13 protein-coding genes are annotated in these 13,043 nt (G+C 60.3%); all 13 read left to right on the top strand.

Going from position 1 to position 13,043, the window contains the following annotated elements; genetic code table 11:
* Positions 1–2 precede the first annotated feature (2 nt).
* The 13 genes from nuoG to ispF all read left to right on the top strand — a co-directional run bounded on the left by nuoG (position 3) and on the right by ispF (position 13,025).
* Entirely contained in the window at positions 3–2,336 is a 2,334-nt protein-coding gene (nuoG, locus tag FJQ89_RS10500; protein ID WP_141170143.1) for an NADH-quinone oxidoreductase subunit NuoG, read from the top strand.
* Positions 2,336–3,418, top strand: a complete 1,083-nt coding sequence (gene nuoH / locus FJQ89_RS10495) for an NADH-quinone oxidoreductase subunit NuoH (RefSeq protein WP_071076363.1) — start codon at positions 2,336–2,338, stop codon at positions 3,416–3,418. The genes nuoG and nuoH overlap by 1 nt, the downstream gene beginning before the upstream one ends.
* A gap of 14 nt (positions 3,419–3,432) precedes the next feature.
* Positions 3,433–3,921 (top strand): NADH-quinone oxidoreductase subunit NuoI, encoded by a 489-nt coding sequence (gene nuoI, locus FJQ89_RS10490; protein ID WP_010399726.1) that lies wholly within the window; start codon positions 3,433–3,435, stop codon positions 3,919–3,921.
* A 66-nt stretch (positions 3,922–3,987) separates the two neighbouring features.
* A complete protein-coding gene (locus FJQ89_RS10485) occupies positions 3,988–4,620 on the top strand; it encodes an NADH-quinone oxidoreductase subunit J (RefSeq protein ID WP_071076364.1) in 633 nt (210 codons plus the stop codon).
* The gene (nuoK, locus tag FJQ89_RS10480; protein WP_010399724.1) at positions 4,617–4,925 is read left to right on the top strand and encodes an NADH-quinone oxidoreductase subunit NuoK; all 309 of its coding nucleotides are present in this window, start codon (positions 4,617–4,619) and stop codon (positions 4,923–4,925) included. The genes FJQ89_RS10485 and nuoK overlap by 4 nt, the downstream gene beginning before the upstream one ends.
* Before the next feature lie 46 nt (positions 4,926–4,971).
* On the top strand, positions 4,972–7,056 hold the full coding sequence (gene nuoL, locus FJQ89_RS10475; RefSeq protein ID WP_141170142.1) for an NADH-quinone oxidoreductase subunit L: 2,085 nt from the start codon (positions 4,972–4,974) through the stop codon (positions 7,054–7,056).
* A gap of 29 nt (positions 7,057–7,085) precedes the next feature.
* Positions 7,086–8,585 carry an NADH-quinone oxidoreductase subunit M gene (locus FJQ89_RS10470; RefSeq protein ID WP_141170141.1) on the top strand — a complete coding sequence of 500 codons (1,500 nt, stop codon included), beginning with the start codon at positions 7,086–7,088 and terminating at the stop codon, positions 8,583–8,585.
* A gap of 16 nt (positions 8,586–8,601) precedes the next feature.
* On the top strand, positions 8,602–10,104 hold the full coding sequence (gene nuoN / locus FJQ89_RS10465; protein WP_096236656.1) for an NADH-quinone oxidoreductase subunit NuoN: 1,503 nt from the start codon (positions 8,602–8,604) through the stop codon (positions 10,102–10,104).
* 3 nt (positions 10,105–10,107) lie between these two features.
* Positions 10,108–10,431, top strand: coding sequence for a DUF2818 family protein (locus FJQ89_RS10460; protein ID WP_070224104.1), 324 nt, complete (start codon positions 10,108–10,110; stop codon positions 10,429–10,431).
* A gap of 75 nt (positions 10,432–10,506) precedes the next feature.
* Positions 10,507–11,064: an NUDIX domain-containing protein gene (locus FJQ89_RS10455; protein ID WP_141170140.1), complete on the top strand. Its 558-nt coding sequence runs from the start codon at positions 10,507–10,509 to the stop codon at positions 11,062–11,064.
* A complete protein-coding gene (locus FJQ89_RS10450; RefSeq protein ID WP_141170139.1) occupies positions 11,061–11,771 on the top strand; it encodes a hypothetical protein in 711 nt (236 codons plus the stop codon). Before FJQ89_RS10455 ends, FJQ89_RS10450 begins: the two co-directional genes overlap by 4 nt.
* Before the next feature lie 16 nt (positions 11,772–11,787).
* The gene (ispD, locus tag FJQ89_RS10445) at positions 11,788–12,501 is read left to right on the top strand and encodes a 2-C-methyl-D-erythritol 4-phosphate cytidylyltransferase (RefSeq protein WP_141170138.1); all 714 of its coding nucleotides are present in this window, start codon (positions 11,788–11,790) and stop codon (positions 12,499–12,501) included.
* 20 nt (positions 12,502–12,521) lie between these two features.
* Complete coding sequence (gene ispF / locus FJQ89_RS10440) at positions 12,522–13,025, top strand: 2-C-methyl-D-erythritol 2,4-cyclodiphosphate synthase (protein WP_141170137.1); 504 nt, start codon at positions 12,522–12,524, stop codon at positions 13,023–13,025.
* The last annotated feature ends 18 nt before the right edge of the window (positions 13,026–13,043 follow it).

The raw sequence follows: 13,043 nt of genomic DNA, 5'->3' as shown, positions 1-13,043 counted from the left end.
CCATGGTTGAAATCGAAATAGACGGCAAAAAAGTCGAAGTCCCTGCTGGTAGCATGGTGATGGACGCCGCCAACAAATTGGGAACCTACATTCCGCACTTCTGCTATCACAAGAAATTGTCGATCGCAGCGAACTGCCGCATGTGCCTGGTCGAAGTGGAAAAGGCGCCCAAGCCTTTGCCCGCTTGTGCGACCCCGGTCAGTGCCGGCATGATCGTGCGCTCCGCCAGCGATAAGGCTGTGCAGGCGCAAAAGTCGGTCATGGAATTCTTGCTGATTAACCACCCGCTCGATTGCCCTATCTGCGATCAGGGCGGCGAATGCCAGTTGCAAGACTTGGCTGTGGGTTACGGCAAGAGCGAATCGCGCTACAAGGAAGACAAGCGCGTGGTGCAGCCGAAGGAAGCCGGTCCGCTGGTGTCCATGCAGGAAATGTCGCGCTGCATCCAGTGCACCCGCTGCGTACGCTTTGGCCAGGAAGTGGCCGGCGTGATGGAGCTGGGCATGATCGGCCGCGGCGAACACTCGGAAATCGTGTCCTTCGTCGGCCAGACGGTCGACTCCGAACTGTCGGGCAACATGATCGACCTGTGCCCGGTTGGCGCACTGACCTCGAAGCCGTTCCGCTACAGCGCCCGTACGTGGGAACTGTCGCGCCGCAAATCGGTCAGCCCGCATGACGGCCTGGGCACCAACCTGATCGTGCAAGTGAAAGCTGGCAAGGTCAAGCGCGTCCTGCCGCTGGAAAATGAAGCCGTCAACGAGTGCTGGATCTCGGACAAAGACCGTTTCTCGTACGAAGCGCTGGACAGTGCCGAACGCCTGACTTCCCCGATGCTGAAACAAGGCAACGAGTGGAAAGAAGTCGATTGGCAAACGGCGCTGGAATACGTGGCGCACGGTTTGAAAAACATCAAGCATGAGCATGGCGCTGACGCCATCGCCGCGCTGGCAACGCCGCATTCGACCGTCGAAGAACTGGTCCTGCTGCAAAAAGTCGCCCACGGCCTCGGTTCCGAGAACGTCGACTTCCGCCTGCGCCAGACCGACTTCGCACTCGACGCCAGTGTGAAACCATGGCTGGGCATGCCGATCAGCGAATTTGGCCAGATCAAGCGCGCCTTCGTCATCGGCTCGTTCCTGCGCAAGGATCACCCACTGCTGGCCACGCGTTTGCGCGCGTCCGTCAAGGGCGGCGCCAAGCTGTCGATCCTGCACGCGTCCGACGATGATCAGCTGATCAGCATCGCCAACAAGATGATCGTGGCACCAGGCGATTGGCTGGCGGCCTTGTCGGAAGTGGTCGTCGCTGTTGCCAAAGCCAAGGAAATCGCCGCGCCAGCCGGTTTTGAAGCGGTTGCCGCTTCGGACGTGGCTGTGGCCATCGCTGCCAGCCTGATGGCTGGCGACCATGGTGCCGTGCTGCTGGGTAACGCGGCAACGCAACACCCGCAAGCGTCGCAACTGCATGCTGCCGCGCAATGGATCGCCGAACAGACGGGCGCCAAGCTCGGTTACCTCACGGAAGCGGCCAACACGGTAGGCGCGCACCTGGTCGCCAAGCCGCGCGCCAATGTGCAAGCTGCCTTTGCCGTGCCGAAAAAAGCTTACGTGCTGCTGCACGCCGAGCCGGAACTCGATGCCGCCAATCCACAAGCGGCGCGCGCCGCCCTCGATGGCGCCGACATGGTCGTGGCGATGTCGGCCTTCAAGCACGGCATGGATTACGCCGATGTCTTGCTGCCGATCGCCCCGTTCGCTGAAACCTCGGGCACCTTCGTCAACTGCGAAGGCCGCGCGCAAAGTTTCAACGGCACCGTCAAACCGCTGGCCGATACCCGTCCAGCCTGGAAAGTGCTGCGCGTCCTGGGCAACATCCTGGGCCTGGCCGGTTTCGACTACGACACCTCCGAAGCGATCCGCGACGAAGCGTTTGGTGCCGGCGTGACCGATCTGTCGGCACAGCTGAACAACATCGCCAGGAACGCGCCGGAAGCGGCAAGCTACGCACCGGCTTCGCCGGCACTGCAACGCATCGCCGACGTGCCGATCTACTTCGCCGACGCGCTGGTACGCCGCTCCGAACCGCTGCTGCGCACGGTCGACGGCGCCGCGCCGCAAGCGCATCTGTCGCCAGCATTGGCCGAGAAGCTGGGCATCAAGGCAGGCGACAAGGTCAAAGTGGCGCAAGGCTCCGGCAGCGCCATCCTGGTGGCGGCAATCCATGCCGGCCTGCCAGCCAATGTGGTCAAAGTGTCGGCGGCGCATGCCTCGACGGCTAGCCTGGGCGGCATGTTCGGTGACATCACAGTTGAAACAGCAGAGGGGAAAATCTGATGGCTCTGCCTGAATTTGTAAACGTCATCAACAGCAGCGGCCAGGATTTGCTGGGCGGCTCCTGGCCGTTCTTCTGGACCCTGATCAAGATCCTGTGCGTGCTGTTGCCGCTGATGGGCTTGGTTGCCTACCTGACCTTGTGGGAACGCAAGCTGATCGGCTGGATCCAGATCCGCGTCGGCCCGAACCGCGTCGGTCCCCTGGGCTTGCTGCAACCGATCGCCGATGCGCTGAAACTCTTGTTCAAAGAGATCATCATCCCGTCCAAGGCCGCCAAGGGTCTGTTCGTGATCGGCCCGATCATGACCATCATGCCGGCCCTGGCCGCCTGGTCGGTCGTGCCGTTCGGCCCGCAAGCCGTGCTGGCCAACGTCAACGCGGGCTTGCTGATGCTGCTGGCGATTACCTCGATGGAAGTCTACGGCATCATCATCGCTGGCTGGGCCTCGAACTCGAAGTACTCGTTCATGGGCGCCATGCGCGCTTCGGCACAGATGATTTCGTATGAAATCCCGATGGGCTTCGTGATGGTCATCGTGCTGATGGTCTCGGGCAGCCTGAACTTCATCGACATCGTTGGCGGCCAGCAAATCGGCTTCTTTGCCGACAAGGGCGTGAACTTCCTGTCGTGGAACTGGCTGCCGCTGCTGCCGATGTTCGTCATCTACCTGGTGTCGGGCCTGGCTGAAGCCAACCGTCACCCGTTCGACGTCGTCGAAGGCGAGTCGGAAATCGTCGCCGGCCACATGGTCGAGTACTCGGGCATGGCCTACGCCATGTTCATGCTGGCCGAATACGCCAACATGATCCTGATCGGCGCGCTGGCTTCGATCATGTTCCTCGGTGGCTGGTCCGCACCATTTGCCTTCCTCGAGTTCTGGGGTGGTTTCGGCGGCTTCTTCTGGCTGTTCGCCAAGACCTTCTTCATCGTCTCGGTGTTTATCTGGGTGCGCGGTACTTTCCCACGCTACCGTTATGACCAGATCATGCGCCTCGGCTGGAAAGTGTTTATCCCGTTGACGCTGGTCTACCTGGTCTTCGTCGCTGCCTGGATGCAGACATCCTGGAATATTTGGAAGTAAGAGAGTGCATACGAATGGATAAGGTAAAAGATTTCTTCAGCAGCCTCTTGTTAGGCGAGCTGATCAAGGGCATGGCGCTGACAGGCAAGTACATGTTTTCGCGCAAGATCACGGTGCAATTCCCGGAAGAGAAGACACCGATCTCGCCGCGTTTCCGTGGCTTGCACGCGCTGCGCCGCTACCCGAACGGCGAGGAACGTTGCATCGCCTGCAAACTGTGCGAAGCGGTTTGCCCGGCGATGGCCATCACGATCGAATCGGAACAGCGTGACGACGGTTCGCGCCGCACCACGCGTTACGATATTGATTTGACCAAGTGCATCTTCTGCGGTTTCTGCGAAGAGTCCTGCCCGGTCGATTCGATCGTCGAGACGCAAATCCTGGAATACCACGGCGAGAAACGCGGGGATTTGTATTACACGAAAGAGATGTTGCTGGCCGTGGGCGATCGTTATGAAAATGACATCGCCGCTGCGCGCGCCGCCGACGCACCTTATCGCTGATGGATGCGCCGCAGCCCCAAAGCTGCGGCGCGCCCCTCGTTCATCTGTACGTCTATTGGGTTTTTTATGGACTTTAAAACAATTTTGTTTTACGCCTTCGCGCTGATCTTGATTCTGGCAGCGACGCGCGTCATCACGGCCCGTAATCCGGTCCACGCAGTACTGTTTCTGGTGCTGTCCTTCTTTTCCGCAGCGGGCATCTGGATGCTGCTGCAAGCTGAATTCCTGGCCATCGTGCTGGTATTGGTGTATGTCGGCGCCGTGATGGTGCTGTTCCTCTTCGTGGTCATGATGCTCGATATTAATATCGACCGCATGCGCGAAGGTTTCTGGGGCTACCTGCCATTGTCGGTGACGGTGGGCGTGATCATCGTGCTGGAAATGGCCGCTGTCCTGTGGCACGGTTTCCGCAACTTTACGCCTAGCATCGCTCCGGTGAACGTCAACCTGGGCGGCACCAAGGAACTGGGCCTGCTGATCTACACGGAATATGTGTTCGCCTTCGAGATCGCTGCCGTCGTGCTGCTGGTGGCCATCGTTGCCGCAGTTGCACTGACCCTGCGCAAACGCAAGGACACCAAGCATTTTGCTCCAGGCGATGCGGTACGCGTCAAGCGCAACGACCGCCTGAAGATCATCAAGATGGACGCGGTGGTCGAGCGTCCTGCGGCTGAGCCGGAAGTTAAGGAGGCACCATGACATTATCGCTCACACATTTTCTGGTCCTGGGCGCGATCCTGTTCGCAATCTCGATCGTCGGTATTTTCCTGAACCGCAAGAACATCATCGTATTGCTGATGGCAATCGAATTGATGCTGCTGGCGGTGAATATGAATTTCATCGCGTTCTCCCATTTCATGGGTGACGCGGCCGGTCAGATCTTCGTTTTCTTCATCCTGACGGTTGCCGCCGCTGAGTCGGCTATCGGTCTGGCTATTCTGGTGGTGATGTTCCGTAATCTGGATACCATCAACGTCGAAGACCTGGACAGCCTCAAAGGCTGATGTTTTTCAGACTCGATCTCTCGAATAATAACGATTAAGGTTCATCATGGCGGGGCAACTCCTCAACCCTAACCTCCTTCTTGCCGTACCGCTGGCGCCGCTGGCCGGTGCCGCGATTGCAGGTTTGCTTGGCACCCAGTTCCTGGGTAATTTGGTCGGACGCAAGACGTCGCATACCGCGACGATCCTGGGCGTACTGATTGCGTTCATCCTGTCCGTGCAGACACTGCTGGCAGTGATGGATGGCGCGACATTCAATGGCACGATCTATAACTGGATGACGATCGGCACCCTGAAGATGGAAGTGGGCTTCCAGATCGATTCGCTGTCGGCGATGATGATGTGCGTGGTCACCTTCGTCTCCCTGATGGTGCACATCTACACGATCGGCTACATGAAGGACGACGAAGGCTACAACCGCTTCTTCGCCTACATCTCGCTGTTCACGTTCTCGATGCTGATGCTGGTCATGGCCAACAACTTCCTGCAACTGTTCTTCGGTTGGGAAGCCGTGGGCCTGGTCTCTTACCTGCTGATCGGTTTCTGGTACCAGCGTCCGACGGCCATCGTGGCCAACATGAAGGCTTTCCTGGTCAACCGCGTGGGCGACTTCGGCTTCATCCTGGGCATCGGTTTGCTGCTGGCTTACGCCGGCACCATGAACTACCAGGAAGTGTTCGCCAAGAAGGGCGAACTGGCGCTGTTGAGCTTGCCAGGTACCGACTGGGCCCTGCTGACCGTTGCCTGCATCTGCCTGTTCATCGGCGCGATGGGCAAATCGGCGCAGTTCCCGCTGCACGTGTGGCTGCCTGACTCGATGGAAGGTCCTACCCCGATCTCGGCACTGATTCACGCCGCGACGATGGTGACGGCCGGTATCTTCATGGTCTCGCGCATGTCGCCGCTGTTCGAACTGTCCGACACGGCGCTGTCCTTCATCCTGGTGATCGGTTCCATCACGGCGCTGTTCATGGGTTTCCTGGGCATCATCCAGAACGACATCAAGCGCGTCGTCGCTTACTCGACCCTGTCGCAGCTCGGCTACATGACCGTCGCGCTCGGTTCGTCCGCGTACTCGGTGGCCGTGTTCCACCTGATGACGCACGCCTTCTTCAAGGCACTGCTGTTCCTGGGCGCCGGTTCCGTCATCATCGGCATGCACCATGACCAGGACATCCGCAACATGGGTGGCTTGCGCAAATACATGCCGATCACCTGGATCACGTCCCTGGTCGGTTCGCTGGCCCTGATCGGCACGCCGCTGTTCTCCGGTTTCTACTCGAAAGACAGCATCATCGAAGCCGTCGAAGCGACGCACATCTGGGGTGCTGGCTTTGCCCAGTTCGCCGTGCTGGCTGGCGTGTTCGTCACCGCCTTCTACTCGTTCCGCATGTATTTCCTGGTCTTCCACGGCAAGGAACGTTTCGGTCAGGCGCATGCGCACGGCCATGACGACCATCACGCGCCTGCGGCCAAGCATGATTCGGACGCGCACGATGAAGAAGACGAAGACGACCACGCGCACCACGGTCTGGAACCTGGCCAGAAGCCGCATGAATCCCCATTCGTCGTGTGGTTCCCGCTGGTGATGCTGGCGATCCCGTCGCTGCTGATCGGTTACCTGACGATCGGCCCGATGCTGCATGGCGATTTCTTCAAGGGCGTGATCTTCGTCGGCGAAAACCATCCAGCAATGGAAGAGTTGTCGCATGAATTCCACGGCGCAATGGCGATGGCGATCCACGGCCTGTCGACGGCACCGTTCTGGCTGGCATTGTCCGGCGTGGTGGCAGCCTACTACTGCTACATGGTCAACCCGCGTGTGCCGGCCTGGTTCTTTGCCAAGTTCCACGCGATCCACACCCTGCTGGACAACAAGTACTACATGGACAAGTTCAATGAAGTCGTGTTCGCCGGCGGTGCCCGTTTGCTGGGTAATGGCCTGTGGAACTTCGGTGACAAGAAGCTGATCGACGGTTTCGTCGTCAATGGCAGCGCCAAGGTTGTCGCCTGGCTGTCCTCGCTGTCGCGAGTGTTGCAGACCGGCTACATCTATCACTATGCATTCGTGATGATCCTGGGCGTGCTGGGCTTCCTGATCTATTTCCTGCCATTCTGGCCCGCTAAGTAAGCTGACCTGATAAAAGAATACTGAGAACCATGATGCAGTCTACGATTTCTACACTACCTCCTTACCTGAGTCTGTCGATCTGGGTGCCGATCATTTGCGGCGTCCTGGTCCTGGCTCTCGGCCGTGACAGCAAAGCGGGCTTTACCCGCTGGCTGTCGCTGGCTGGCGCCGTGCTCAGCATGCTGTGCACCTTGCCGCTGATCCAGCATTTCGACAACGCCGCACACGGCATGCAATTCGTCGAAAAAGCACCGTGGATAGCAACCTTCAATATCTGGTACTCGCTGGGTATCGATGGCCTGTCGTTGTGGTTCATTCCACTGACGGCCTTCATCACGGTCATCGTCGTCATTTCGGCCTGGCAAGTGATCGAGAACCGCATCGCCCAGTACATGGGGGCCTTTTTGATCCTGTCGGGCCTGATGATCGGCGTGTTCTGCGCGCTGGACGGCTTGCTGTTCTACTTCTTCTTTGAAGCAACCCTGATCCCGATGTTCATCATCATCGGTATCTGGGGCGGTTCGAACCGCGTGTACGCGTCGTTCAAGTTCTTCCTGTACACCTTCTTCGGTTCGCTGCTGACCCTGGTTGCCATCATCTACCTGCGCAACGTGACGGGTAGCTTCGACATCCTGGCCTGGCATGCGTTCAAGCTGACGATGAACGAACAGATCTTCATCTTCCTGGCCTTCCTGATGGCGTTTGCCGTGAAAGTGCCGATGTTCCCGGTCCACACGTGGTTGCCGGACGTCCACGTGGAAGCGCCTACCGGCGGTTCCGCCGTGCTGGCCGCCATCATGCTGAAACTGGGCGCCTACGGCTTCCTGCGTTTCTCGCTGCCGATCACGCCGGACGCCAGCCACTACCTGTCGGGCTTCATGATCGCCTTGTCGCTGATCGCCGTTATCTACATCGGTCTGGTTGCCCTGGTGCAAACCGACATGAAAAAACTGGTCGCTTATTCGTCGATCGCGCACATGGGTTTCGTCACCCTGGGCTTCTTCATGTTCAACGACATCTCGGTGCAGGGCGGTATCGTGCAGATGGTTTCGCACGGCTTCATCTCCGGCGCGATGTTCCTGTGCATCGGCGTGCTGTATGACCGCATGCATACCCGCAACATCGCCGACTACGGCGGCGTCGTGAACCGCATGCCGAAATTTGCCGCCTTCTTCGTGCTGTTCTCGATGGCCAACTGCGGTCTGCCAGCGACTTCCGGCTTCGTCGGCGAGTTCATGGTGATCCTGGGCGCGGTGCAATACAACTTCTGGATCGGTCTGCTGGCTGCAACGGCACTGATCTGGGGCGCGGCGTACTCGCTGTGGATGGCCAAGCGCGTGGTGTTCGGCAAGATCAAGAACAAACATGTGGCCGAATTGACCGACATTAACAAACGTGAATTCTTCATGCTTGCTTTGCTGGCCATCGCCGTGCTCGTGATGGGTCTGTACCCAGCCCCGTTCACCGACACGATGCAGACTTCGGTTGCTGACCTGCTGCAGCATGTCGCCACCAGCAAGTTGCCTTAAATAGAAGACCGATAACATGACTAATGCACCTAATCTGGTACCGCTGTACGCGGAAATCTTTCTGCTGATCGCCACGTCGGCGCTCTTGCTGATCGATATGTTCTTGCCTGCGGCGAAGCGTTCGATCACTTATGCGCTGTCCTTGCTGACCCTGGCCGGCTGCGCCTTGCTGACCGTGGGCGACTTCAACGCGGGCACCACCGTCTACACGTTCCATAACATGTTCGTGTCGGACCCGATGTCGCAGTTGCTGAAACTCTTCTCGTACGGCGCCGTGGCGCTGACCCTGATCTACTCGCGTGCCTATGCCACCGACCGCAGCATGCTGTCGGGCAACCTGGGCGGTGAGTTCTACGTGCTGGCCCTGTTTGCACTGCTGGGCCAGATGATCATGATCTCGGCCAACAACTTCCTGATCATCTACCTGGGTCTGGAACTGATGTCGCTGTCGCTGTACGCACTGATCGCTCTGCGCCGTGACAATGCCAAGGCCACGGAAGCGGCCATGAAATACTTCATCCTGGGCGCACTGGCTTCCGGTTTCATGTTGTACGGTATCTCGATGCTGTACGGTGCCTCCGGCACGCTGGACCTGGGCGAACTGCGCGTGGCGCTGGAAAACGGCAAGACCAACGGCACCATCATGGTCTTCGGCCTGGTATTCCTGGTCGCCGGCCTGGCCTTCAAACTGGGCGTTGTGCCATTCCACATGTGGGTGCCTGACGTGTATCAAGGTTCGCCAACGGCCGTGACCTTGCTGCTGGGCGGCGCGCCGAAACTGGCTGCGTTTGCCATCACCCTGCGTCTGCTGGGCGAGGGCTTGCTGCCGATGGCGCATGACTGGCAGCAAATGCTGCTGGTGCTGGCCGTGATGTCGCTGGCCATCGGTAACTTCACCGCCATCGCGCAAACCAATTTGAAGCGCATGTTGGCGTACTCGACCATCGCTCAAATGGGCTTCGTGCTGCTGGGCCTGCTGTCCGGTACCGTGGACGCACCGAACAACACCCTGAACGCGGCTGGCGCAGCCACCGCCTACGGCGCCTCGATGTACTACGTCATCACCTATGTGTTCACCACGCTGGGTACCTTTGGCGTGATCATGTTGCTGGCACGTAATGGTTTTGAAGCAGAAGAACTGGCCGACTTCAAGGGCCTGGGCAAACGCAGCCCGATCTTCGCGCTGGTGATGACCCTGTTCATGTTCTCGCTGGCCGGCGTGCCGCCGCTGATGGGCTTCATGGCCAAGTATTCGGTGCTGGCCTCCGTGCTGGCCACGGGCCAGCTGTGGCTGACCATCGCTGCCGTGCTGTTCTCGCTGATCGGCGCCTTCTACTACCTGCGTGTCGTGAAGATGATGTGGTTCGACGAGCCGACCGATACCAACGCGCTGGTCGTGCATGGCGACATGCGCGTTGTGCTGGCCCTGAACGGCGTGTTCGTCCTGGCCCTCGGTGTGATGCCTAACAGCATCCTGGCTGCCTGCGCGACGGCCATCACCAAGACCCTGGCGTCCTGACCGATGGATGTCACCGCGTCGAGCTGGCTGGTGATCGCCCTGGGTATCCTGGGCGCCAACCTGCCATTTCTGAATGAGAAACTGTTTGCCGCCGTGCCGCTGAAAAAAGCGGCGCAGGCAGAGCAGGGCTGGCGCAAGCCGTTGGCACTGCGCCTGCTGGAGATGGTGATTCTGTACTTCATCGTCGGCGCCGTGGCGTTCGCGCTCGAAGCGCGCATCGGCAACGGTTTCCCGCAGACGTGGGAGTTTTACGCCATCACCGGCTGTTTGTTCCTGGTGCTGGCTTTTCCCGGCTTTGTCGGACGCTACTTGCGCAAGCGGCGCTAGCCACATCGACCGAAAGCGGCGCCTCTGGCGCCGTTTTTTTTTATTGAGCATAATCAACGTATGGATACAGAACATATGGATATGAATTTAACTGAGACCAAGGTTGACGGCGAGCTCGTCTACCAAGGCGGCTTCCTGCGCGTGCAGCGCGACCGGGTGACCCTGCCGGACGGCAAGATCACGGCGCGCGAATTCATCCTGCATCCGGGCGCCGTGGTGATCCTGCCGCTGCTCGACGATGGCACGGTGCTGATGGAACGCCAGTACCGTTATCCGCTGGACCGTGTCTTCATTGAATTCCCGGCCGGCAAGATCGATGCGGGCGAATCGCACCTGGCCTGCGCCCAGCGCGAGTTGCTGGAAGAAACGGGCTACACGGCCAGCGACTGGCAATTCGTCTCCACCATCCATAACGCCATCGCGTACTCGGATGAACACCTGGAACTGTTTTTGGCACGCGGCCTGGTGGCCGGCGAGCGCCGCCTTGACGAGGGCGAGTTCCTGGAAACGTTTACGGCCACCGTGCCGCAGCTGCTCGACTGGGTCAAGGATGGCACCATCACCGACGTGAAAACCGTCATCGGCATCTTCTGGCTCGACAAGATCACCAGCGGCACCTGGCCAGCGGCTTGATCTTGCGCCTGCGCCTGCCCATTTTCCTGCTGCTTGCCTGTGTCACCCTGGGTGCACAGGCGCAGGCGCGCACGCCGTTCCAGGTGCGCTGCGAAGACACGATCAGCAAGACGGTGTCCGTGCTGACGGCGCAGCAGAACGGCTACAGCATCGATACGCATCTGCCGTACAAGGCGCTGACCGTCATGAAGGGCACGGCGCGCGCCAATACCTGGGTGCTGGGCCTGACGAAGACCGATTCGCGCGTGGCCATCGCCCTGGCCGGTCCCATGCTGCAGGACCCGGCCAGCGGCTATGAATGCGTGGCGCCGCAGATCACCGTGAGCCTGACGTATGCGCCCGTGGTGATCTATATCGGCCGCGAGTTCGCCCCCGGCACTTGCGCATATGATGAGATACTCGCGCATGAACTGCGGCACATGAAGACCTATATGGAGCATTTGCCGCGCGTGGAAAAGACCGTGCGCGCCGCGCTGGCCAGGCGTTTCGAGGCGCGGCCCCTGTACGCGCCCAGCGGCACGGCCAAGGCGGCGCTGGCGCGCGAGATCGACACGGGCTGGTTGCCCTACGTCAAGGCCGAGATGCGCAAGGTGGAAACCTTGCAGGCCGCCATCGATTCGCCGCAGGAATATGCGCGCCTGGGCAAGGCGTGCAATGGCGAAATCCAGAACATATTGGCGGGCAAGGTACAGCCCGCCCAGCAATGACAAGACAAGGAATGGCATGACAGCAGCACCGAATCGTCCCCGTTATTTTGCGCTGATCCCCGCCGCCGGCGTGGGCGCGCGCATGGAAGCGGGCAGCCCCAAGCAATATTTACCCATCGCCGGCAAGCCCATGCTGCGCCACGCCGTGGACGCCTTTCTCGCCAGCCCCCTGATCGCGCATACCTACATCGTCGTCAGCGCCGAGGATGGCCTGATTGACACGGTCGTGCCCGAGCAAGGCGCAGGGGTTGGCATATCGGTGCTGCGCTGCGGCGGCGCCACGCGCATGGAAACGATCTTGAATGGCCTGCAGGCGTTGCGCGGCAGCCTGGCCGCCCACGACCAGGTGCTGGTGCACGACGCGGCGCGGCCCGGCCTGACGCCGGCGCTGATCGCAAAGCTCATTACCGAGGTCGGTGAACATCCGGCCGGGGGCTTGCTGGCCTTGCCCGTGGTCGATACCGTCAAGCGGGCCGGCCCGGCTAGCGTCTCGGCGCAGACGGTGCCGCGCGACGGCCTGTGGCTGGCGCAGACGCCGCAAATGTTCAGCTATGCCTTGCTGCACCGGGCCTTGTCGCAAGCGCCCGATCCGCTAGCGATCACGGACGACGCCAGCGCCGTCGAAGCGCTGGGCCTGGCGCCCAGGCTCATTGAGGGCCACCCGCGCAACCTGAAGGTAACCCTGCCGCGCGACATACACACGGCCGAGCTGTACCTGGCCCATCCTTGAATCCTGAACAGAAAGACCGCATGACGACCATCACCACTCCCGTACTGCCTTTCCGCATCGGCCAGGGCTATGACTGCCACGCGCTGGTGGAGCACCGCGACCTGATCATCGGCGGCGTGAAAATCCCCCATCACCTGGGCCTGCTCGGCCACTCCGACGCCGATGTGCTGCTGCACGCGATTACCGACGCCATCTTCGGCGCCGCCGCCCTGGGCGACATCGGCCGCCATTTCCCCGACACGGACGCGCAATTCAAGGGCGCCGATTCGCGCACCCTGCTGCGCGAAGCCGTGCGCCGCGTGCAAGCAACCGGTTATATCATCGGCAATATCGATGCCACCATCATCGCCCAGCGCCCGAAAATGGCGCCGCACATCGCCGCCATGTGCGCCAACGTGGCCGCAGACCTGGGCGTGAGCGTGGGCCAGGTGAACATCAAGGCCAAGACGAATGAAAAGCTGGGCTACCTGGGCCGTGAAGAAGGCATCGCGGCCGAAGCCGTGGCCTTGCTGCTGCGCGCCTGAACCGCCACCTTCGCAGCA

This window comes from Janthinobacterium tructae (assembly GCF_006517255.1).
Classification (GTDB): domain Bacteria; phylum Pseudomonadota; class Gammaproteobacteria; order Burkholderiales; family Burkholderiaceae_D; genus Janthinobacterium; species Janthinobacterium tructae.
This window is presented reverse-complemented; position numbering and strand designations above follow the sequence as displayed.